At 70.1% G+C, this 22045-nt stretch carries 21 protein-coding genes; 12 read left to right on the top strand and 9 right to left on the bottom strand.

What is annotated here, in order from left to right; all coding sequences use genetic code 11:
* Positions 1–14: 14 nt before the first annotated feature.
* Complete coding sequence (gene dxs / locus QM782_RS19505) at positions 15–1940, top strand: 1-deoxy-D-xylulose-5-phosphate synthase (RefSeq protein WP_415204543.1); 1926 nt, start codon at positions 15–17, stop codon at positions 1938–1940.
* 121 nt (positions 1941–2061) lie between these two features.
* A complete protein-coding gene (locus QM782_RS19510; protein WP_415204544.1) occupies positions 2062–3144 on the top strand; it encodes a TRAP transporter substrate-binding protein in 1083 nt (360 codons plus the stop codon).
* A gap of 64 nt (positions 3145–3208) precedes the next feature.
* Here QM782_RS19510 and QM782_RS19515 read toward each other — a convergent pair whose 3' ends face one another.
* Entirely contained in the window at positions 3209–5023 is a 1815-nt protein-coding gene (locus QM782_RS19515; RefSeq protein WP_415204545.1) for a TRAP transporter large permease, read from the bottom strand.
* An 18-nt stretch (positions 5024–5041) separates the two neighbouring features.
* Positions 5042–5656 carry a TRAP transporter small permease subunit gene (locus QM782_RS19520; RefSeq protein ID WP_415204546.1) on the bottom strand — a complete coding sequence of 205 codons (615 nt, stop codon included), beginning with the start codon at positions 5654–5656 and terminating at the stop codon, positions 5042–5044.
* Positions 5657–5796: 140 nt separating this feature from the next.
* Between QM782_RS19520 and QM782_RS19525 the strand changes: the two genes are divergently transcribed.
* A complete protein-coding gene (locus tag QM782_RS19525) occupies positions 5797–7026 on the top strand; it encodes an SUMF1/EgtB/PvdO family nonheme iron enzyme (RefSeq protein ID WP_415204547.1) in 1230 nt (409 codons plus the stop codon).
* Positions 7027–7035: 9 nt separating this feature from the next.
* Here the strand turns inward: QM782_RS19525 and QM782_RS19530 are convergent, their stop codons facing one another.
* Positions 7036–7578: a hypothetical protein gene (locus QM782_RS19530; protein WP_415204548.1), complete on the bottom strand. Its 543-nt coding sequence runs from the start codon at positions 7576–7578 to the stop codon at positions 7036–7038.
* A 168-nt stretch (positions 7579–7746) separates the two neighbouring features.
* Between QM782_RS19530 and QM782_RS19535 the strand changes: the two genes are divergently transcribed.
* Positions 7747–8298 (top strand): CoxG family protein, encoded by a 552-nt coding sequence (locus tag QM782_RS19535; protein ID WP_415204549.1) that lies wholly within the window; start codon positions 7747–7749, stop codon positions 8296–8298.
* A gap of 17 nt (positions 8299–8315) precedes the next feature.
* The gene (locus QM782_RS19540) at positions 8316–9335 is read left to right on the top strand and encodes an XdhC family protein (RefSeq protein ID WP_415204550.1); all 1020 of its coding nucleotides are present in this window, start codon (positions 8316–8318) and stop codon (positions 9333–9335) included.
* Between the two features lie 22 nt (positions 9336–9357).
* Here QM782_RS19540 and QM782_RS19545 read toward each other — a convergent pair whose 3' ends face one another.
* On the bottom strand, positions 9358–9606 hold the full coding sequence (locus QM782_RS19545; RefSeq protein ID WP_415204551.1) for a hypothetical protein: 249 nt from the start codon (positions 9604–9606) through the stop codon (positions 9358–9360).
* 80 nt (positions 9607–9686) lie between these two features.
* Here QM782_RS19545 and QM782_RS19550 point away from each other — a divergent pair, with 80 nt between their 5' ends.
* The 3 genes from QM782_RS19550 to QM782_RS19560 all read left to right on the top strand — a co-directional run bounded on the left by QM782_RS19550 (position 9687) and on the right by QM782_RS19560 (position 11949).
* Positions 9687–10562 (top strand): SIR2 family NAD-dependent protein deacylase, encoded by an 876-nt coding sequence (locus QM782_RS19550; protein ID WP_415204552.1) that lies wholly within the window; start codon positions 9687–9689, stop codon positions 10560–10562.
* Complete coding sequence (gene queC, locus QM782_RS19555; protein ID WP_415204553.1) at positions 10559–11260, top strand: 7-cyano-7-deazaguanine synthase QueC; 702 nt, start codon at positions 10559–10561, stop codon at positions 11258–11260. Before QM782_RS19550 ends, queC begins: the two co-directional genes overlap by 4 nt.
* A 296-nt stretch (positions 11261–11556) precedes the next feature.
* Positions 11557–11949: a hypothetical protein gene (locus QM782_RS19560; RefSeq protein ID WP_415204554.1), complete on the top strand. Its 393-nt coding sequence runs from the start codon at positions 11557–11559 to the stop codon at positions 11947–11949.
* 3 nt (positions 11950–11952) lie between these two features.
* On the opposite strand, the gene QM782_RS19565 is transcribed toward QM782_RS19560, so the two are convergent.
* Positions 11953–13227: an IS4 family transposase gene (locus QM782_RS19565; protein ID WP_415204555.1), complete on the bottom strand. Its 1275-nt coding sequence runs from the start codon at positions 13225–13227 to the stop codon at positions 11953–11955.
* A gap of 185 nt (positions 13228–13412) precedes the next feature.
* Between QM782_RS19565 and QM782_RS19570 the strand changes: the two genes are divergently transcribed.
* Positions 13413–14168 carry a hypothetical protein gene (locus QM782_RS19570; protein ID WP_415204556.1) on the top strand — a complete coding sequence of 252 codons (756 nt, stop codon included), beginning with the start codon at positions 13413–13415 and terminating at the stop codon, positions 14166–14168.
* A 124-nt stretch (positions 14169–14292) separates the two neighbouring features.
* Here QM782_RS19570 and QM782_RS19575 read toward each other — a convergent pair whose 3' ends face one another.
* Positions 14293–15747: an MFS transporter gene (locus tag QM782_RS19575; RefSeq protein ID WP_415204557.1), complete on the bottom strand. Its 1455-nt coding sequence runs from the start codon at positions 15745–15747 to the stop codon at positions 14293–14295.
* A 203-nt stretch (positions 15748–15950) separates the two neighbouring features.
* On the bottom strand, positions 15951–17144 hold the full coding sequence (locus tag QM782_RS19580; RefSeq protein ID WP_415204558.1) for an MFS transporter: 1194 nt from the start codon (positions 17142–17144) through the stop codon (positions 15951–15953).
* 76 nt (positions 17145–17220) lie between these two features.
* Between QM782_RS19580 and QM782_RS19585 the strand changes: the two genes are divergently transcribed.
* Complete coding sequence (locus QM782_RS19585; RefSeq protein WP_415204559.1) at positions 17221–18120, top strand: LysR substrate-binding domain-containing protein; 900 nt, start codon at positions 17221–17223, stop codon at positions 18118–18120.
* A gap of 31 nt (positions 18121–18151) precedes the next feature.
* Here QM782_RS19585 and QM782_RS19590 read toward each other — a convergent pair whose 3' ends face one another.
* A complete protein-coding gene (locus tag QM782_RS19590; protein WP_415204560.1) occupies positions 18152–18553 on the bottom strand; it encodes a pyridoxamine 5'-phosphate oxidase family protein in 402 nt (133 codons plus the stop codon).
* A 238-nt stretch (positions 18554–18791) separates the two neighbouring features.
* On the opposite strand from QM782_RS19590, the gene QM782_RS19595 reads away from it, so the two are divergent.
* A complete protein-coding gene (locus QM782_RS19595; protein ID WP_415204561.1) occupies positions 18792–19367 on the top strand; it encodes a GNAT family N-acetyltransferase in 576 nt (191 codons plus the stop codon).
* Positions 19364–20413, top strand: coding sequence for an NAD(P)-dependent alcohol dehydrogenase (locus QM782_RS19600; protein WP_415204562.1), 1050 nt, complete (start codon positions 19364–19366; stop codon positions 20411–20413). The genes QM782_RS19595 and QM782_RS19600 overlap by 4 nt, the downstream gene beginning before the upstream one ends.
* Positions 20414–20449: 36 nt before the next feature.
* On the opposite strand, the gene QM782_RS19605 is transcribed toward QM782_RS19600, so the two are convergent.
* The gene (locus tag QM782_RS19605; protein ID WP_415204563.1) at positions 20450–21979 is read right to left on the bottom strand and encodes a catalase; all 1530 of its coding nucleotides are present in this window, start codon (positions 21977–21979) and stop codon (positions 20450–20452) included.
* Positions 21980–22045 lie beyond the last annotated feature (66 nt).

Genomic DNA, 22045 nt, shown 5'->3' on the forward strand with positions numbered 1-22045 from the left:
ACGGAGAGAACCCCATGGCGAACCCGGACGCATCGGCCTACCCGCTGCTCATGCGCATCAACGATCCGGCCGACCTGCGCCGGCTGCCGCGCCACGAGCTGAAGGCGCTGGCCGACCAGCTGCGCGCCTACGTGCTCGACAGTGTCTCGCGCACCGGTGGCCACCTCAGCTCCAACCTCGGCACGGTGGAGCTGACCGTGGCGCTGCACTACGTCTTCCACACGCCGGAGGACCGCCTGGTCTGGGACGTGGGCCACCAGACCTACCCGCACAAGATCCTGACCGGCCGGCGCGACCGCATGCCCACGCTGCGCCAGCTCGGCGGCCTGTCGGGCTTCCCGATGCGCTCGGAGAGCCCCTACGACACCTTCGGCACCGCGCATTCGTCCACCTCCATCTCGGCGGCGCTGGGCATGGCCGTGGCGGCCAAGCAGCAGGGCAGCGACCGCCGCGCCGTGGCCATCATCGGCGACGGCGCGCTGACCGCCGGCATGGCCTTCGAGGCGCTGAACAACGCCGGCGTCATCGACTGCAACCTGCTGGTCATCCTGAACGACAACGACATGAGCATCAGCCCGCCGGTCGGCGCGCTGAACCGCTACCTGGCGCAGCTGCTGTCCGGCACCTTCTACGCCCGGGCCAAGAACGTCGGCAAGCAGGTGCTCAAGGCCGCGCCGCCGCTGCTGGAGCTGGCCAAGCGCCTGGAGCAGCATGCCAAGGGCATGGTCGTGCCGGGCACGATGTTCGAGCAGTTCGGCTTCAACTACATCGGGCCGATCGACGGGCACGACCTGGATTCGCTGATCCCGACGCTGGAGAACATCCGCCACCTCAAGGGGCCGCAGTTCCTGCACGTGGTCACCAGGAAGGGCCAGGGCTACAAGCTGGCCGAAGCCGATCCCGTGGCCTACCACGGCCCTGGCAAGTTCGATCCGCGCGTCGGCCTGGTCAAGTCCGGCGCGCCCGGCAAGCCCACGTTCACGCAGGTGTTCGGCCAGTGGCTGTGCGACATGGCCGAGCGCGACCCGCGGCTGGTCGGCATCACGCCGGCGATGCGCGAGGGCTCGGGCCTGGTCGAGTTCGAGAAGCGCTTTCCCAAGCGCTACCACGACGTGGGCATCGCCGAGCAGCACGCCGTGACCTTCGCCGCCGGCCTGGCCTGCGAAGGGCTCAAGCCCGTCGTCGCGATCTACTCGACCTTCCTGCAGCGCGCCTACGACCAGCTGGTGCATGACGTGGCGCTGCAGAACCTGCCGGTCGTGTTCGCGCTGGACCGCGCGGGCCTGGTCGGCGCGGACGGCGCCACGCACGCCGGCGCCTACGACATTCCGTTCCTGCGCTGCATCCCGAACATGGCGATCGCCTGCCCGGCCGACGAGAACGAATGCCGCGCGCTGCTGACCACCGCGTTCGCGCAGGACCATCCGGTCGCCGTGCGCTATCCGCGCGGCGCCGGCGTGGGCGCGGCCGTGTCCACCGACCTGCAGCCGCTGCCCTACGGCAAGGGCGAGGTGCGCCGCCGCGCGCAGCAGCCCGCCGCCGGCCGGCGCATCGCCATCCTGGCCTTCGGCACGCTGCTGTACCCGGCGCTGCAGGCCGCGGAGCAGCTCAACGCCACGGTGGTCAACATGCGCTGGGCCAAGCCGCTCGACGACGAACTGCTGCGGCAGGTCGCGGCCGAGCACGACGCGCTGGTGACCGTGGAGGAGGGCGCCGTCATGGGCGGCGCCGGCAGCGCGGTGGCCGAGGCGCTGAACGCCGCCGGCATCGTCCGGCCGCTGTTGCAGCTGGGCCTGCCGGACCGCTTCATCGAGCACGGCGACCCGGCCCGGCTCCTGGCCCTGCAGGGGCTGGACGCCGAGGGCATTGCGCGCTCGGTGTCGGCGCGTTTCGCCTCCCTGGTCGAGCAGGCGCAGGCGGCATTGAAGCTCGTGGCGTAGTGCACAGCGCGCGGGGGTAAACCCGCAACGGGGCGCTTGTAACCGCTTTCTACAATCTGTCGGTCCCCCGCTTCTCGCAAGGGAAGCGGGTTTTCTTTGTTGACCTTTGGAGAGCTTTTCAATGGATCGTCGTTCCGTCATCAAGAACGCAGGCATCGCCGGGGTGCTGGCCTCGGGTATCGCTCCCGCCGTGCACGCGCAGGCGGCAGTGCGCTGGCGCCTCGCCTCGAGTTTCCCGCGCTCGCTGGACACCATCTTCGGCAGCGCCGAGATGCTGTCCAAGACGGTCAAGGCCTTGTCGGGCGGCAAGTTCGAGATCAGCGTCCACCCCGCGGGCGAACTGATGCCCGCCTTCGGCGTGGTCGATGCGCTGCAGGGCGACAACATCGAGATGGCCCAGACGGCCGCGTACTACTTCACCGGCAAGGATCCGATCTTCGCGTTCAGCTGCGCCGTGCCCTTCGGCCTGACCACGCGCCAGAACACCAGCTGGAAGGAATACGGCAACGGCCGCAAGCTGCTGGACGCGTTCTTCGCGCAGTACAACTTCCGCACCGCCAGCGCCGGCAACACCGGCACGCAGATGGGCGGCTGGTACCGCAAGGAGATCAAGACCGTCGCCGACCTCAAGGGCCTGAAGATGCGCATGGGCGGCGGCGTGTTCGGCGAAGGCATGGCCAAGCTGGGCGTGGTCTCGCAGAACATGCCGGCCGGCGACATCTACCAGGCGCTGGAGAAGGGCACGCTGGACGCGGCCGAATTCGTCGGCCCGTACGACGACGCCAAGCTGGGCTTCAACAAGGTCGCGCCGTACTACTACTACCCGGGCTGGTGGGAGGGCTGCGCCGACCTGGAGTTCTTCATCAACCTGAAGAAGTACAACGCGCTGTCGGACGAGAACAAGGCCATCCTGAACGCGGCTATGGCCGTCGCGGCCACCGACATGACGGCCAAGTACGACGCCTACAACCCGATCGCGATCAAGAAGCTCGTGGCCGAGGGCACCAAGCTCGTGGCCTTCCCGAAGGCCGTGATCGACGCCGGTTTCAAGGCCTGCATGGAAGTGTTCGCCGAGCATGAGGCCAAGTCGCCCGAGTTCAAGAAGATCCACCAGGACATGCGTGCCTTCCAGCGCGACCAGATCCTGTGGAACCGCTTCTCGGAGTTCCCGTTCAACCAGTACATGAACGGCGTGAAGATCTGAACCCCGCCCATGCAAAAAGCCCCGCGGCGCAGGCCGCGGGGCTTTTTCTTTTTGGGGGGGCCGCTCAGGGCTTGGGTTGCTGCTTCAGCGCGTCCTCCATGGCCTTCATCGGGTCGTCGTCGGGTGCGGCCGGTGCCTCCGGCGCCGGCGCGGAGGCACCGTTGTCGGGCTCGGCCGGCGGCTCGTCGGCGCCATAGCCGCCGTCGGAGCCGTAGCCGGTATCGCCCTCGGGCGACAGGCCCTCGCGCATCTGCTCGCCGACGGCCTTCAGGTCGTAGTCCTGCTGCTTGTCCAGGCTGCCCGTGACCAGGTTCGGGAACGCGATCATGACGCCGACCATGGTCAGCTGGATCAGCAGGAACGGAATCGCGCCCTTGTAGATCTGCATGGTCGTGACCGGCTCCATGACTTTCTTGGTCACGCGGTCGACATAGGGCTTGTCGGGCGCCACGGAGCGCAGGAAGAACAGCGCGAAGCCGAACGGCGGGTGCATGAACGAGGTCTGCATGTTCATGGCCAGCAGCACGCCGAACCAGATCAGGTCGATGCCCAGCTTGTTGGCCACCGGCGCCAGCAGCGGCACGACGATGAAGGACAGCTCGAAATAGTCCAGGAAGAACGCCAGGAAGAACACCAGCACGTTCACGAAGATCAGGAAGCCGATGTGGCCGCCCGGCAGGCTGGCCAGCAGGTGCTCGACCCAGACCGGCCCGTCGGCCGCCTGGAACACCAGGCTGAACATCGTGGCGCCGATCAGGATGAACATCACGAAGCTGCCGAGCTTGGTGGTGCTGGCCAGCGCCTGCTTGAGCAGAGCCAGGTCCAGGCGGCCGCGCATCCAGGCCATGATCAGCGCGCCGATCGCGCCCATGGCGCCGCCCTCGGTCGGCGTGGCCACGCCCAGGAAGATCGTGCCGAGCACCAGGAAGATCAGCAGCAGCGGCGGGATCAGCACGAAGGTCACGCGCTCGGCCAGGCGCGACAGCAGGCCCAGGCCCGTGGCCTTGTTCACCAGCGCGATCACCAGCGCCACGGTGGCGCCGCCGCACATGGCCACCACGACCTTCTCGTCCGTGGCGACCGAGGTGATCTCCCGGTCCAGCCACCAGCTGTGTACCGCCGCCATGTGGCGCGCGAGCAGCACGGACACCAGGAACGAGATCGCCATCACCACCAGCAGCGAGGGATAGCCGCCGCTGCCGTTGTCTTCGCGGTACACGCGCGCCTCGACCGGCAGCGCCGGCACGCTGCGGGGCCGGAAGATGGCCAGTGCGGCGATGTAGAGCACGTAGCAGCCCACCAGCATGAAGGCCGGCACGAAGGCGCCCTTGTACATGTCGCCGACGCTGCGGCCGAGCTGGTCGGCCATGATGATCAGCACCAGCGAGGGCGGGATGATCTGCGCCAGCGTGCCCGAGGCCGCGATCACGCCGCTCGTGAACTTCCGGTCGTATCCGTAGCGCAGCATGATGGGCAGCGAGATCAGCCCCATCGAGATGACCGACGCGGCGACCACCCCCGTGGTGGCTGCCAGCAGCGCGCCGACGAAGACCACGGCCAGCGCCAGGCCGCCGCGCATCGGCCCGAACACCTGGCCGACCGTGTCGAGCAGGTCCTCGGCCATGCCGCTGCGCTCCAGGATCAGGCCCATCAGCGTGAAGAAGGGCACGGCCAGCAGCGTGTCGTTGGCCATGATGCCGATCAGGCGCTGCGGCAGCCAGGCCAGCACCGACGCGGGAAAGACCCCGAGCTCGATGCCGATGATGCCGAAGGTCAGCCCGCAGGCGCCCAGGCTGAACGCCACCGGAAAGCCCAGTAGCAAAAAGCAGATCAGCCCCACGAACATGATCGGGGCGAAGTTGGCGGTGATGAATTCCATCGTGGTCGTCTCCGGCGCTCAGCGGGCCACTGCGGGGGCGTCGGCTGCCTTGCCTTGCTCGCGCTCGCGCAGGATCTCGGCGAGCTCTTCCTCGGCGGTCTTCTCGCCGGGCTTGACGGTCGGGTCCGGGCCGTCACCGGTCAGGAAGGCGATGCGCTTGATCAACTCGGACCAGCCCTGCACCATCAGCAGCGTGAAGCCGACCGGCAGCGCCAGCCACACCGGCCAGCGGATCAGGCCGCCGGGGTTGCCCGACATCTCGCCGCTCTGGTACTGCTGGATCGTCATCGGTACCGTGTAGTACAGCACCAGCAGGCACAGCGGCGTCAGGAACAGCGCGAAGCCGACGATGTCGATCCAGATCTGGGTCTTCTTCGACAGCCGGCTGTTGAGCACGTCGATGCGCACGTGCTCGCGGTTCAGCAGGGTGTAGCCCGCCGCCACCAGGAAGGACCAGGCGAACAGGTACCACTGGACTTCGAGGTAGGCGTTGGAGCTGGTGTTGAACACCTTGCGGACGATGGCGTTGATGGCGCTGATGGCCGTGGACGCCAGAATCAGCCAGATCACGTACTTGCCCACCTGGGCGTTGAGCCAGTCGATGGCCCGCGAGAGTTTTAACAAGCCCTGCATGTCTTCCTCTTGTGCGTTGGTCGGCCTCTGATGCGACTGCACCCGACGCACCGGCGTTGTGCGCCAGCGGGTCGGGTGCTTGAGGCGCAGGGATTCTATCGGCGCACCAGCGCGCAGCGGCTGACGCCCATAATGGAACGATGCCTTCGCCATCCTCCTCGGCGCTGTCCCGGGCGGCCGACAGCCCCGCCTTCCGCCGTGCCGGGCGCGATGCCCTGTCGCTGGCGCTGATGGACGCGCGCAACCACACGCTGCACCTGCTGGGCCTGTGCGAGGCGCACGGCGCCGGGCTGGAGGGGCGGGCCGGCGATCCGCTGTGGCTGGCCGGGCATGCCGGCTGGTTCGCCGAGTCCTGGATCGGCCGCAACGCGCAGCGCCAGCGCGGCGAGGCCTGCCCGCCGCGGCCGACGCGCATGGCCTCGATCGAGCCGCAGGCCGATGCCTGGTGGGGCGAGTCGGCGCGCCAGCACCCGCCGGCGCAGCGGCCGGATCCGGCGTGCACGCGCGCCTACCTGCTGGAGCAACTGGAGAGCACGCTGGAACTGCTCGGCAAGGCGGGCGAGGACGACGCCAGCCTGTACTTCTACCGCCTCGCCGTGCTGCACGAGGACCTGCGCGGCGAGGACATGCTGGCGCAGATGCAGTGGCTCGGCGTGCCGGTGCCGCTGCCGCCGCGTACCGCGCGCCGGCCGGCGCCACCGCTGGCCGTGCCGGCCACGCGCTGGCGGCTCGGCGCCGAGCCCGGCGGCCTGGTGCTGGACAACGAGCGCTGGGCGCACGAGGTCGAGATCCCCGCGTTCGAGATCGACGCCCAGCCGGTCAGCTGGGCCCAGTTCGTCGAGTTCGTCGACGACGGCGGCTACGACCAGCCGGCGTACTGGCATCCGCGGGGCCGGGCCTGGCTGGAGCAGCGCCAGGCCGAGGACGACGGCCGCTGCGGCCCGCGCTACGTGGAGCAGATCGGCGCGGCCAGCGGCGCGGTGCTGCAGCAGCGCTTCGGCCAGCCGATGCGCATGGCCCCCCACCACGCGGCCGTGCACCTGAGCTGGTGGGAGGCCGACGCCTGGTGCCGCTGGGCCGGGCGCCGGCTGCCGGCCGAGGCGGAGTGGGACTGCGCCGCGCACACGGCCGCGCAGCGCGGCTTCGACTGGGGCGAGGTGCACGAATGGCAGGCCGGCACGCTGCAGCCCTGGCCGGGCTTCGCGCCCGGGCCCTGGGCCGACTACAGCGCGCCCTGGATGGGGCGGGCGCGGGCGCTGCGCGGCGCCTCGTTCGCCACGCGCGCGCGGCTGCGCGATCCGCGCTTCCGGGGCTTCGCGCTGCCGGAGGACGACCTGCGCTTCGTCGGCTTTCGCAGCTGCGCGCTCTGAATCAGCTTCTCAGGGCTTGGTGGCCGGCGCCGGCCCTGCGTCGTCCAGCTTCTTGCGGATGGACTGCTCCAGCGCCTTCAGGCGCGGCTCCAGGTCGACGCGGGCCTCCTGCAGCAGCTTGTCGTTCAGCGGGCGGAACATCTCGTCGGTGGACTGCTGGTACTTGCGGAACACCGGGGACTCCAGAATCCCGACCAGCTGCTTGAGCTCGGCCTCGGAGAACTTGGCGTCCAGCACGGCGCCGGTGGTCTGCGGCATCAGCCGCACCGCATGGTCGCGCATGATGGGCGTGGACTCCTCGGCGAACTTGCGCAGCTCGGCCTGGATGTCCTTGAGCAGCGCCTCGCGCTTTTCCAGCGGCACGCGCTGCTGCACGACGACGTTGGCGGACTGCATCATCACCGCGAGCGGGCGTTCGGCCAGTGCGCGCGCCTGGTTTTCGATGAACGGGCGCTGCAGCTGCAGCACCTTGTCCACCAGGTCCTTCTTGGTCTCGGCATGGGCCAGGGTGGCGGCGGCAGCCAGCAGCAGAGCAGCAACAGCTTTGTTCATTGGGGTTCCTGTACGGAAGAATGGGCCAAGGGATTCGGCCGGATCGTGAACGGCGGATTATCCCCGGCCGCCACCCGGCCGCTCGCGCCACAATCCACGGACGCCGGACCTTTGCACGCCGCGCCAGGCCCGGTGCATCGAGACCCGAAACCCCCGAGGACGACCCCCATGGAGATGCAAGGCAGCCGCCCACTCGCCGCCACCCAGCAGCAAGCCTGGGACGGGTTGAACGACCCCGGCGTGCTGCAGCGCTGCATTCCCGGCTGCAGCACGGTCGAACTGGCCGGCGAGGGCTGCTATACCGTCGGCATGGCACTGAAGGCCGGCCCGGTGTCGGCCCGCTTCGGCGGCCGGATCACGCTGTCGGACGTCCAGGCGCCCGAGTGCTGCACCATCGCCTTCGAAGGGCAGGGCGGTGCGGCCGGCTCCGGCGCGGGCAGCGCCAGGATCAGGCTGGTGCCGAACGGCGCCGGCTGCGAGCTGCAGTACGCCGTCGCCGCCCATGCCGGCGGCCGGATCGGGCAACTCGGCCGGCGGCTGGTCGACGGCGTGGCCCGGTCGCTGACGGACGAATTCTTCAGGCGCTTCGACGACGAGATGCGCCGGCGCCACGGTCCGGCCGGAGACGAAGCGCCAGCCGCAGGCCAGGCGCCGCAGAAGGCCGGCTGGCTCGCGCGCCTGGCCGGCCGGCGCAAGGACCAAGGCCGGGAGGCGGCCTGATCCGCCCGGAGCCGGCGGTGGAGAACCTCGACCTGGCGGTGCTGCGCGGCCTGCACGACTGGCGCGCGGCCGGCCGGCGCGCGCTGCTGGCCACCGTGGTGCGCACCTGGGGCTCCGCGCCGCGGCCCGCCGGCGCCATCATGGCCCTGCGTGAAGACGGGCTGGTGCTCGGCTCGGTCTCGGGCGGCTGCATCGAGGACGACCTGGCCCAGCGCTACGCGCAGGCCTGCGCTGCGCCCCCGCCCCCGCCGGCTTTCGTGACGTACGGTGTCACGGCCGACCGGGCGCACCGCTTCGGCCTGCCCTGCGGCGGCACGCTGGAACTGCTGCTGGAGCACGACCCCGACGCTGCCAGCCTGGCCGCACTGGTGCAGGCGCTGGACGCCGGCCGGCTGGTGCGCCGCACCGTGCGCTTGGCCGACGGCGGCGTGACGATCGCGCCGGCCGACGACGCGCCGGACGGGCTGCAGGTGGACGGCGCGCAACTGGCCTGCACCTTCGGCCCCGCCCGCCGCATGCTGCTGATCGGCGCCGGCCAGATCGGCGAGTGCCTGGCGACCATGGCGCGCTTCACCGGCTTCGCCGTCACGGTCTGCGACCCGCGCGAGGAATACCGCGGCGCCTGGGCCGTGCCCGGCGTCGCGCTGCTGTCCGGCATGCCGGACGACGTGGTGCGCGCGTTCCGGCCCGACCCACGCAGCTGCGTGGTGGCGTTGACGCACGATCCCAAGCTCGACGACCTGGCGCTGCTGGAGGCGCTGGACAGTCCGGCCTTCTACGTCGGCGCCATCAGCTCGCGCCGCAACGATGCGGCGCGCCGCCAGCGCATGGCCGAGCACTTCGGCCTGGACGCGGCGTCGCTGGCCCGGCTGCGCGGCCCGATCGGCATCCCCATCGGCAGCAGGGCGCCGGCGGAGATCGCCGTCAGCGTGATGGCCGAGATCCTGGCCGTGAAGAACGGCGTGCCGCTGTCGCGCGACATGCGCGTTGCGCACACGGAGAACACGCGCGGGGGCACGGAAGAGGCGGCCGCCTGAACGGCAGGCAGCCGTGGGTAGGTCAGCCCTGTGCGAGCAGCTGCAGCGCAGCGCTGCGCGAGCGAAAGCCCAGCATCGCGCAGACGACGGCCTGGCCGTCCAGGTGCCGCAACCTGGCGCCGCCGACGTTGAAGAAGCGGCCCGACAGCACGTCGCCGGCGCGCGCCCTGGCGCCCTTGATGAACTGCAGGATGGCGCAGCGCCCGTCTTCCAGTTCCAGAACCAGCCGGCCGGCTCCGGCGGCGACCGCAATCACGATGCCTTTGTGCATGCCATGAGTGTAGGCAGCGTGTGTGACGGTGGCGTAACGACCCTGCTGGCCGCAGGCCTTCGGTCCGGTAGAGTTCACGCATGAACGATCTCGACCCCGCCTACCAGCGCGCCGCCCAACTGCTGGCCGGTGCCGACGCACTGCTGGTGGCGGCCGGCGCCGGCATGGGCGTGGATTCCGGCCTGCCGGACTTCCGCGGGCCCGAAGGCTTCTGGCGCGCCTACCCGGCGCTGCGCCGCGCCAGGCTGGACTTCTACAGCGTCGCCTCGCCGGCCACCTTCGAGCGCGACCCGGCGCTGGCCTGGGGCTTCTACGGCCACCGGCTGGCGCTGTACCGGCGCACGCCGCCGCATCCCGGCTTCGCGCTGCTGGACCGCTGGGGCGCGCGCATGCGGGCCGGCTGGAGCGTGTTCACCAGCAACGTGGACGGGCATTTCCAGCAGGCCGGCTGCCGCCCCGCGGCGCTGCTGGAATGCCATGGCTCGATCCACCACCTGCAGTGCCTGCACGACTGCCGCGGCGCGATCTGGCCGGCCGACGCGGTGCAGCCCGAGGTCGACGAGGCGCACTGCCGGCTGCTGAACGCGCCGCCGCGCTGCCCGCACTGCGGCGCGCTGGCGCGGCCCAACATCCTGATGTTCGGCGACGGCGACTGGAACCCGGGGCGCGAGCAGGCGCAGGCCACCGCGCTGCAGGACTGGCTGGCCGGCCTGCGCCAGGCGCGGGCGCGGCTGGTCGTGGTCGAGATCGGCGCCGGCACGGCCGTGCCCTCGGTGCGCCACTTCGTGCAGCAGCTGCAGCGCGGCATGGCGGCGCGGCTGGTCCGCATCAACCCGCGCGAGCCGGCCGTCGATGCGGCGGGCGACGTGGCCCTGGCCCAGCCCGCGCTGGCGGCGCTGCAGGCCATCGACCGGCACTGGGCCGCCGGCGGATTTACGCAGGAGGGATCGGCATGAGCCTGCCGCGCAATGCCCTGGTGCTGTTCTCCGGCGGGCAGGACTCCACGACCTGCCTGGCGCATGCGCTGGCGCGCTACGCCCGGGTGGAGACCATCGCCTTCGACTACGGCCAGCGCCACCGCGTCGAGCTGGACGCGCGGCTGCAGGTGCTGCGCGAGCTGCGCGCGCAGTTCCCGCAATGGGCCGCGCGCCTGGGCGACGACCACCTGCTGGCCGTGCCGGTGCTCGGCGAGATCAGCGAGACCGCGCTGACGCGCGACATCGCGCTGCAGATGCAGGGCGCCGGCCTGCCCAACACCTTCGTGCCGGGCCGCAACCTGCTGTTCCTGACGCTGGCCGCCGCGCTGGCCTTCCGGCGCGGGCTGGACGTGCTGGTCACCGGCGTCTGCGAGACCGATTTTTCCGGCTACCCCGACTGCCGCGACGACACCATCAAGGCGATGCAGATCGCGCTGTCGCTGGGCATGGACCGCCGCATCCTGATCGACACGCCGCTGATGTGGATCGACAAGGCCGAGACCTGGCGGCTGGCCGAATCCCTGGGCGGCCGGCCGCTGGTGGACCTGATCGTCGAGCACACGCATACCTGCTACCTGGGCGAGCGCGGGGCGCGGCAGGCGTGGGGGTATGGGTGCGGGACGTGCCCGGCGTGCGCGTTGCGGGCGAAGGGGTGGGAGAGGTATTGCGGGGGGTGAGGGGAGGGGCGCCAGGAGGATAGGCGTCGGCGAGGGGCAGACGGCCAAGCGGGGTGGCTGGCTGTTTCAGGTTGATTGGGAAAGTTTTTCTTGTCTTTGACGGATGGCTCCTGCCGGCTACAAGCGGAAGTTGGCAAGATCAGGCGAACTAGAGTTCAGATTTTTCTTGCGCGGAAAGCATGCACTTGCCTCATATCTCTCTTCGTAACCCTGTAGGATCGCGCCACGGTCATTAATCAGACTGCAAAAGACTGCAACCGCAGAAGTTACAACGGCCACCTACTTGGAGACGCCAGATGTTAATTTACGATGAACAGCTTAGCGCTGCATTCTTAAATATCGCAGCCTCTGAAAATATGGTGACTCATGCTATTGATCGTTCTGCGCTATACAAAGACCCAACGACGTCTAGATTTCTTGCCAAAGGCACGGACGAAAAACTGCGTCGACAAGCGCTTTTCGACCTGCTCTTGCATTACCCCGCAGTGTTAAGTCCGTTCGATAACTTGGACTGCTCTGGACTGAGTGAGCACGGCTTGATCCAAGGCCAATTGGGTCTTTCGGATCAAATAGACGCAGGCCGGCAGTTGGACAGCAACCCGGAAATTGTCCGGGGCGTGCAGGAATTTGTTGTTGCCGACATTTCACCATCCCATCCCGGCGCCACTACGGCAATGGCATTAAGTTAAGCGTCAGCGGTAGGCTTTCCTCGGCCGCTGCGCGGCGCCGACCTTATGCTTTCGCTGGAAGCTCCTGCCTGGTCTGATCTTGTCGCGTGTGCGCCCGATGAGCGAGACGGCCGCGTGCAGCACCTGCGACAGGGCACCGGCATCGCCGCCGATCCAGGTCGCGACGACCTGTGGCAAATGCATCAGCGCGTAGGCGTGGTTGACGCGGCTCTTGCTGGCGATGTCGCTGGCCAGCGCCTGCTGGGCCTTCTCGCACAGCGCCTCGGTGATGTTGTGCATCAGGATCTTGGCGGCCACATCCTGCTCGATGGTGTGGGGCAGCTCGCCGCTCCATCCTTCGATGTGCAGGCGATGCTTGATCGTTTTGAACGCCTCCTCGATCGCCCAGCGCTTGGCGTACAGCGCCGAGAACGTGTCGGCCCGGTAGCGCTCGGTGTCCACGAGCGAGGTGGCCAACACTTCGATGTGCCCGTTGGGTAGCAGCACCTTGACCAGACGCAGCTCGATCGTCTCGGGACACGGCAGGCCCAGTGCCAGCACCGCCCGGCGTGTGTCCGGGCGCAACCGATGCGTCAGCACGATCTCGCGGGCGCTGCTGCGCAGCAAACGGACCACGTCGGGCCAGCCGCAGGCGTCGATGCGCGCGCAGAAGTTCACCTTGCGCGCCTGCAGGGCAGCAAACAGCCACCAGGCCGGGTAGCCCCGGTCCCACACCATGACATCATCCGCACGCAGCGCATCGAGCGCGCCCATCAGCAAGGCCCGTTCGCCCTGCTCGTAGGCCCCCAGGCGTACGTCGAGGAACTGGCCCGTGGCCACCGACATCAACGCCACGCTGCGGGCCATCACCACCGAGCCGTCGTTGTACGGCCCTGGACCAAACACCTGCACGTTCTCGTCCCAGCGCGGCAGACGCAGACAGGTGCCATCGGCGGCGACCACGCGCAGTCCATGCCAGCGGGCGTAGGAGCCCTGGGCATGCCAGCCGTCCACCCACAGCCGATTGAGCGCGTGCAAGGCGCTGGCTTTGAGTTTGCGCCGAGCCTGGCACAGCGCGCTTTTGGTGGCACCGCGCACGGCATGGGCGTGACCGCCCAGCGAGGTGAAGAACCGGTCCAGCGAAGCTTGCACGGACTGGTTGCCCGAATGCTGCAGCATGAAGCCCACAAGCGTGGGCAGATCCAGGCAGCGCTTGCGGGTGAAGTCGCTGGGGTTGACGCGATGGGCGTCGCGAAATGCGCAGGAGTGGAGGTGCTCGGACAGATCAGCCAGCAGCATACTGGCACGGCATTTGCTCTTCGATGGTCATGTGAAAACCCATATAAATCAAAGAGTTGCGCCAATGATTTTACTGCAGGTCGCCTAACTTAATGCCATTGGCCACTACGGACGACCTAGTTTCCAAATATTTAAGTCTGAGGTCCTCGAAAGGCCACGCCGTGCACAATCGGCTCAGTTCGGCCATGTACGGGCTTTACGAAACCTATGACGAATACGTGTCCGGGGTGAAGACGATGTTTGGTGATGGCCCATTTAGAATTCCAGGGCGCGAAGCTCTTCACATATCCGGCACCCAACTAGGGCAATCGATCGCCGCCGATACAAGCAGAGAGGACTTCGAAGCGTACAAAGAGTACGAAAGAAATCGACAGTTTATGAGCGATTTTAAGACGTCGGCGCAGAGATGGGTCGCACTAGTCAATTTGAGCCGAGAAATGGATGCCGTGCTGAGCGCCAATCTTCCGGTTCAGCTCCTGACACCCAAGAGCCTTCTGAATGCAGAACTTTTTCGGGCACAGCTGCGGCTGCGCGCGAATCAGGGTAGTTCGCATGTTGCGGTCGGAATTTGGATGGATGAGGTGCTGTGCGCCCCCCGTCTAAGATCGGTCACAGATGTCTTGAGACTGCGCGAGGACAAGCGTATAACATCATTCCGGAGCGCAATGGCGGAATGGACGAGTTGCCTTGCCGGCGGATCCCCTGCCGAGGAGGCTCGATTGCGTAAGTTGGTAGGCACTGCCAATAAAGAAGTTGCCAAGCTTAAAAATGTAGAACGAATGGCCGCCTTCTTCACCTTTGCCTGCGTTCCTTTAGATCTTCTCCTGGGGCTGTATCCATTTACAAGTCTTCCTGTCACTAGCTTGGTGGGAGCGACAGTCTTGGCCGCCACGAACCACCGCAAGAGTCAAGTCGACTGGGTCATGTTCGGCTCTGCCTGAGAGCGCTCGGCCTAGCTAGCCAGGAAAGGTCTAGGTCAGATGTCTTTGACCGCTTCGGGCGCAAAGCAGTTGAAGCATTGCCCTGTCGCTCGGCCGTGCAGCGCGAACGCGGTCACTTATACGGCTAGTGCGTGCCCAGCGGCGGCGCGATCTCCTCCAACGCCCGCCGCTCCGCATCGACCCCGAAGCGCAGCGCGAGCAAACCCGCGGCGATCACCAGCACGGCGCCGACCGCGTAGCCCACGGTCACCGCGCCGCGGCTGCCGGTCTCGATCAGCGCGCCGAACAGCCAGGGCGCCGCGAAGCCGCCGGCCCCGGTGCCCACCGCGTAGAACAGCGCGATGGCCTGCGCGCGCATCTCCAGCGGGAACACCTCGCTGACGGTCAGGTAGGCCGAGCTGGCGGCGGCCGAGGCCAGGAAGAACACCGCCGACCAGGCCAGCGCCTGGCTGCGCGCGTCCAGCAGGCCGGCCATGAAGGCCCAGCCCGTGAGCGCCAGGCCGATGCCGGCGCCCACGTAGGTCAGCGCGATCATGCGGCGCCGGCCCACGTGGTCGAACAGCGGCCCCAGCAGCAGCGGCCCCAGCACGTTGCCCAGCGCGAACGGGAAGATGTACAGCGCCACCCGCGCGTCGGGCACGCCGTGGAAGCGCGTGAGGACCAGCGCATAGGTGAAGAAGATGGCGTTGTAGAAGAAGGCCTGCGACAACATCAGCGCCAGTGCCACCGCGCTGCGCCGGCGGTAGCGGGCGAGCAGCACGTGCGCGATCTCGCGCAGCGACGGCATGGCCCGCGCCTGCAGCGCCAGCCGCTGCGCCACCGGCGGCAGCGCGCCGCATTCGCGCTCCACCTCGGCCTCGATCGCCGCGACGATGCGCCCGGCCTCGTCGGCGCGGCCGTGCATCAGCAGCCAGCGCGGGCTTTCGGGTACGTGGCGGCGCACCAGCACGATCGCCACCGCCAGCAGCGCGCCGAGCGCGAAGCCAGCGCGCCAGCCCCACACCGGCCCCAGCACGGCGGGGTCGAGCAGCACCAGGCTCAGCCCCGCGCCCAGCGCCGCGCCGAGCCAGAAGCTGCCGTTGATCGCCAGGTTCACGCGCCCGCGCACGCGCGCCGGCACCAGTTCGTCGATGGCCGAGTTGATGGCCGCGTACTCGCCGCCGATGCCCAGGCCGGTGACGAAGCGGCACGCCGCGAAAAAGGCGAAGCCCGGCGAGAACGCCGTGGCCAGGGTGGCGACCGCGTAGAGGGCCAGCGTGGCCATGAACAGCCGCTTGCGGCCCCATCGGTCGGCCATGCGGCCGAACAGCAGCGCGCCGAGCACCGCCCCGCCCACGTACAGTGAGCCGGCCAGGCCGATCTGGCTGGCGCTCAGCGCCAGCGTGTCGCCGCGCTCCAGCACGCCGCCGAGCGAGCCGACCAGCGTGACCTCCAGGCCGTCGAGCACCCAGGCGACGCCGAGCGCGAGCACGACGCGCCAGTGCCAGGCCGACCAGGGCAGACGGTCGAGCCGGGCGGGGAGGTCGGACTGCAGGACGGCGGCGGCGCGGGCGTCCGGGGTGGGTGCGGTGGCGGTCACTCCCGGACGGGCTGTGGTGCGAGCACCTTGGGGCGGCCCGGCGGTGCTCATGGGCGCAGCGGAGCAGGCCGTGGCCGGCGGGCGATGCGGGGATGGCAGGGGCGGGGACCGTGGCGGCAGGGCATGGCGGCGAGGCTACGCCGGATGCGCCGCGCCGGCTGTCGGCGCAGGTTGACAGTCATGGCCCTCCCGTGGCCCGGCCATCAGCGGTGGCCAGCACCTCGATCCCCGCCGGGCGGCGGCTTGCGCGCGCCGTGCCCGCAGGCCAGCGCCGCGGCCGCCAGCAGCGCGGCCGGCAGGCCGTAGAGCCAGGGCGCCGACAGCACCGGCAGCAGCATCCCCGCGGCCAGCGGCCCGAGGCCGGCGCCGATGTCGCGCCAGACCGAGCGCGCGGCCAGCGCCCGCACCCGGTCCGGCCCCGGGTGCCGGTGCGCGACGATCGGCGCCAGCAGCGGTAGCTGCAGCGCGCGCAGCACGACGATGGCGGCCGCGCAGCTCCACAGCCAGCCGGTGCCGAAGCCGACCAGCGCCGCGGCCGTCAGCAGCGACAGGGCGACCAGCAGCCGCTCGGCGCCCCAGCGGTCGGCCAGGCGGCCGCCCAGCGGGCTGAGCGCGATCTCCGCGCCGTAGCGCAGCGCCAGCAGCACGCCGGCCGCGACCACGGCGGCGCCCGGCAGCACGTCCCGGCCCAGGACCGACAGGCCGATGACGAACAGGCCGTCCAGCGCGAAGCCTTCGAGGAAGGACCAGGTGTCCAGCGCGTTCGGGCGCGCCGGCCCCCGGCGCGCGGCGCTGATGCCCGGGTGCGGCCGGGCGGGCAGGCGGCGCGCCGCCAGCAGGCCGCCCAGGGCCACGAGCGCGAGCAGCGCGAAGATCCAGCGCGGCCCGGCCGCTTCGCTCAGCACGGCGGCGGCCGGCAGCGCCATCACCGGCCCCAGCGCGATGTAGGCGCGCGAGCGGCCGGAGCGGGCCGCGGCGCCGGCCGCCGCCGAGGTCGCCAGCACCTGCGTCGCCAGGTTCAGCGCGGCGAAGCACAGGCCCCAGAGTAGCCGCAGCGGCAGCAGGGCCCAGAAGCCGGTCAGCGTCGCGTTGCCCAGCGCGCAGGCGGCCGCGGCGGCGACGGCCAGCGTGCAGGTCAGGCGGTCGCCGCGGCGCGCGTAGAAGCGCGCCACCCAGCCGTAGCCCGCGATGCGCACCAGCCGGTTGGCGGCCAGCAGGATGCCGGCCTCGGCCAGCGAGATGCCGAAGGCGCTGCCGTACATCGGCAGCAGCAGGTACAGCACGACGTCGGAGGGCAGGGTGGTGGCCAGCGCGATCGCCGCGTGGCGGGAGTCGCGGTCGGCGGTGGCGATGGGGTCGGCGGGGCCGGTGGCGTCGAGCGGCGCGGGGGGCTGCATGGCCTGCATGGTCCGCGGGCGCTGGCGGCCTGGCAAACGAGATTGCTGCGCGCGCATGTGTGCAAAGATCTCACGCATGACGCTTCGCCTTCCGCCGCTGAACGCCGTGCGCGCCTTCGTGGCCGCGGCGCGCCACCAGAGCTTCACGCGGGCGGCCGCCGAGCTGCACGTGACGCACGGCGCCGTGAGCCGGCAGGTCAAGAGCCTGGAGGCGCACCTGGGCGTCGCCCTGTTCGAGCGGCGCATCCGGCAGGTCGTGCTGACCGCGGAAGGGCAGGCCTTCTACGCCCAGGCCGATGCCGGGCTGGCGCAGATCGGCGCGGCGGCCCGGGCGCTGACGGCGCGCGCGCCGGTGCGCGCGGTGCGGATCAACGTGCGGCCGTCGTTCGCCGTGCGCTGGCTGATCCCGCGCCTGCCGGACTTCGTCGCGCAGCATCCGGGCATCGCGCCCGAGGTCATCACCAGCACCGCGGCGCCGGCCCGGGCGTCCGACGGCTTCGACGTCGCCATCCGGCGCGGGCTGCAGGGCTGGCCGCCGGCGCTGCAGGTGCGGCCGTGGCTGGAGGACGAGGCCCTGGTGGTCGGCGCGCCGGCGCTGGTCGAGGGCGCCGGCCGGCACGTGGCGTCGCCGCGCGACCTGGCGGCGCACGTGCTGCTGGGCGCGCGCTCGCGCAAGGGCGACTGGGACGACTGGCTGCGCCAGGCGGGCGTCGCGCGGCTGCGGCCCGCCGGCCGCCTGGCGCTCGACCACCTGCACCTGGTGCTGCAGGCGGCGGTCGACGGCCTGGGGGTGGCGATGGCGCCGCGCTCGCTGCTGGCCCGCGACCTGGCGCAGCGCCGGCTGGTGCCGCTGCTGCCGCTGCACCGGCTCGCGCTGGAGCGCTATTACTACGGTGTCGCGCCCGGCGCGCCGCCGGAGGCGCAGCTTTTCGTGCAATGGCTGGAGGACGTGCGCTCGGCGGAGCCTCCGGCGTGACGTCCGCGGCCTGCGGCCCGCGGCGGCACGTTCAGCGCGGGGCGTCGCCTGCAGGGGCGGGCACCGGCAGTTCCACGCAATCCGATCCGCAGGCCCCCGGCTCGGCCGGTCCGGGGCGCGGCGCCGGGCGGTGCAGGACGGCGCGCGACGGGACGACGTGCAGCACCTCGCCCGCCAGCGCCGCCTGGCCGTCGACGATCAGGGAGTAGCCGGAGGGGTCGCCGGGCGGCCACACCAGTCCCACGTCCGGCCGCGCCAGCAGGTTCTGCCGGGTGCGCCGGCCGATGCCGCCGATCTTCAGGACGCCGCCCTCCAGCACCGGCACGACCGCCACCGCATGCGGGGCGCCCTGCGCGCTGTGGGTCAGCAGGTAGGCGAAGCGGTAGCGCTCCATGGCCTGGGACAGTTCGGGCAGGGCGACAGGCATGCTCATGTTCATCCTCGCGGTGGGGCTGCGCGGGCGGAACCGGTGCTGGGCCGCGCCTGCTTATTCGATAGGCAATGCGCCCGCAGCCCGCGCCGGTCAACGCTTGCGGAAGATCTTCAAGGAGTTTTCCACAGTGTTGCCCACCTGTGGCAGGGACAACCCTGACCGGGCGGGGGCGGCGACAGCGCGGCCGGGGCCGCGGGCGGCCTGGCCGCGGCATGGCGCGGGCAGGCACACTTGCGCCATGGCTTCCCTCCAGGCGACCGTGGCCCTGCGACCGATGGCGGCACACGACATTCCCATGCTCCACCGCTGGCTGCAGCGTCCGCACGTGGTGGAAAGCTGGGGCGGCGAGCGCCCCACGCTCGCGCAGGTTCAGGCGCGCTATCTGCCGCGCATCCAGTCGGCCGGGAAGGTGACTCCGTACATCGGCATGCTGGACGGCCCGCCGTTCGCCTATGCCCAGTCCTATGTCGCGCTTGGTGCTGGAGACGGATGGTGGGAGGACGAGACCGACCCGGGCGTGCGGGGCATCGACCAGTTCATCGCTGATCCCGGGCTTCTGGGGCGAGGGCTCGGGACCCGGCTCGCCCGCGTTCTGGTCGACCGGCTTTTCAGCGATCCGCGGGTGTCCATGGTCCAGGCCGATCCCTCTCCCCACGATCTCCGGGCCATCCGTTGCTATGAGAAGGCGGGGTTGCGGAGAATCCGGACGATCGACACGCCCGACGGGCCAGCCCTCCACATGCTGCGCCATCGGCCCGCCGCTGGCGCAGGCGCGCAGGCCGTTTCCACTTCCACGAAAGGAACATTCCCATGACCATCAAAGCCTACGGCGCCCATGCGGGCGATCGGCCCCTCGAACCGCTGGACATCACCCGGCGCGCGCCGGGGCCGCACGACGTGCAGATCGCCATCGCCTACTGCGGCGTGTGCCATTCCGACATCCACCAGGTGCGCTCCGAATGGGCGGGCACGCGGTATCCCTGCGTGCCGGGGCACGAGATCGTGGGCCGCGTGGCGGCCGTGGGGGCGCAGGTCGCGGGCTTCGCGCCGGGCGACCTGGTCGGCGTGGGCTGCATCGTGGACAGCTGCCGGCACTGCGCGGACTGCGGCGCGGGGCTGGAGAACTACTGCGACCACATGGTCGGCACCTACAACGGCCCGACGCCCGACGCGCCGGGCCATACGCTGGGCGGCTACGCGCAGCAGATCGTCGTGCACGAGCGCTACGTGCTGCGTATCCGCCACCCCGCGGCGCAGCTGGCCGCCGTGGCGCCGCTGCTGTGCGCCGGCATCACCACCTATTCGCCGCTGCGGCACTGGAAGGTCGGGCCGGGCCACAGGGTGGGCGTGGTCGGCATCGGCGGGCTGGGCCACATGGGCATCAAGCTGGCGCGCGCGATGGGCGCGCACGTGGTGGCGTTCACCACCTCCCCGTCCAAGCGCGAGGCCGCCCGGGCGCTGGGCGCGCACGAAGTGGTGGTGTCGCGCCAGCCGGAGGAGATGGCCGCGCACGCCCAGAGCCTGGACTTCATCCTGAACACGGTGGCCGCGCCGCACGACCTCGACGCCTTCTTCGCGCTGCTCACGCGCGACGGCACGATGACGCTGGTGGGCGCGCCGGCCACGCCGCACCCGTCGCCGCAGGTGTTCGGCCTGATCATGAAGCGGCGCAGCCTGGCCGGCTCGATGATCGGCGGCATCCCCGAGACGCAGGAGATGCTGGACTTCTGCGCCCAGCACGGCATCGTCGCGGACGTCGAGATGATCCGCGCCGAGCAGATCAACGAGGCCTACGAGCGCATGCTCAAGGGCGACGTGCACTACCGCTTCGTCATCGACAGCGCCTCGCTCGCCGCCTGAATCGCCGGGCGCCGGGCAGCGCCCGGCCGCGGCGTCTCAGGCGGGCAGCGCCACCAGCGGGTTGCCGTACATCGGGTCGGCTTGCTTGGAGGCCAGGGCTTTCCGCAGGTCGATGCCCAGCGCCTTCGCCACGCCGGCGCCGTAGGCCGGGTCGGCCGCGTGGCAGTTGCGGATGTGGCGGAACTTGATGAACTCCGGCGCGTCGCCCATGGCGCGGCCGGTGTTGCCGAACAGCGCCTCCCGCTGCGCCGGCGTCATCAGCTGGAACAGCTTGCGCGGCTGCTCGAAGTAGTTGTCGTCGTCCTGGTGGAAGGACCAGAACTTCGCGTCGCCGTGGATGCGCAGCGGCGGCTCCGCGAAGCCGGGCTGGCCCTGCCACTGGCCGAAGCTGTTGGGCTCGTAGTGCGGCAGGCCGCCGTAGTTGCCGTCCACGCGGCCCTGGCCGTCGCGGTGGTTGCTGTGCACCGGGCAGCGCGCGGCGTTGACCGGGATCTGGTGGTGGTTCACGCCCAGGCGGTAGCGCTGCGCATCGGCGTAGTTGAACAGGCGCGCCTGCAGCATGCGGTCGGGGCTGACGCCGATGCCGGGCACCAGGTTGGCGGGCGAGAAGGCGCTCTGCTCGACGTCGAGGAAGAAGTTCTCGGGGTTGCGGTTCAGCTCGAACTCGCCGACCTCGATCAGCGGGTAGTCGGCCTTGTACCAGACCTTGGTCAGGTCGAACGGGTGCAGGCGGTACTTCTCGGCGTCGGTCTCGGGCATGACCTGGACGTACATCGTCCACTTGGGGAAGTCGCCGCGCGCGATGGCCTCGAACAGGTCGCGCTGGTGGCTTTCGCGGTCCTTGCCGACCAGGGCCTCGGCCTCGGCGTCGGTCAGGTTCTTGATGCCCTGCCGGGTCTTGAAGTGCAGCTTGACCCAGAAGCGCTCGCCCCGCGCGTTCCAGAAGCTGTAGGTGTGCGAGGAAAAGCCGTGCATGTGGCGGTAGCTGGCGGGGATGCCGCGGTCGCTCATCACCACGGTGACCTGGTGCAGCGCCTCGGGCAGCAGTGTCCAGTAGTCCCAGTTGTTGGTGGCGCTGCGCAGGTTGGTCTTCGGGTCGCGCTTGACGGCCTTGTTCAGGTCGGGGAACTGGCGCGGATCGCGGATGAAGAACACCGGCGTGTTGTTGCCCACCATGTCCCAGTTGCCCTCCTCGGTATAGAACTTGAGGGCGAAGCCGCGGATGTCGCGCTCGGCGTCGGCCGCGCCGCGCTCGCCGGCCACGGTGGTGAAGCGGGCGAACATCTCGGTCTTCTTGCCGACCTGGCTGAAGATCGCCGCGCGGGTGTAGCGGGTGATGTCCTTGGTCACCGTGAAGGTGCCGAAGGCGCCCGAGCCCTTGGCGTGCATGCGCCGCTCGGGGATGGTCTCGCGCACGAAGTTGGCGAGCTTCTCGTTGAGCCACACGTCCTGGGCCAGCAGCGGGCCGCGCGGGCCGGCGGTGAGGCTGTCGCGGTTGGTGACGACGGGGGCGCCGAAGCCGGTCGTCAGATGGGTCACGGGGCACTTCTTGGCATCGTTGTTCATGGCAGCTCCTGCTGGTGGGGTGTCAGGGGAACCCGCTGGGGACGGGCACCCGGATGCTAAGAAGAT

This window comes from Pseudorhodoferax sp. (assembly GCF_047601025.1).
In the GTDB taxonomy this organism is placed as follows: domain Bacteria; phylum Pseudomonadota; class Gammaproteobacteria; order Burkholderiales; family Burkholderiaceae_C; genus Pseudorhodoferax.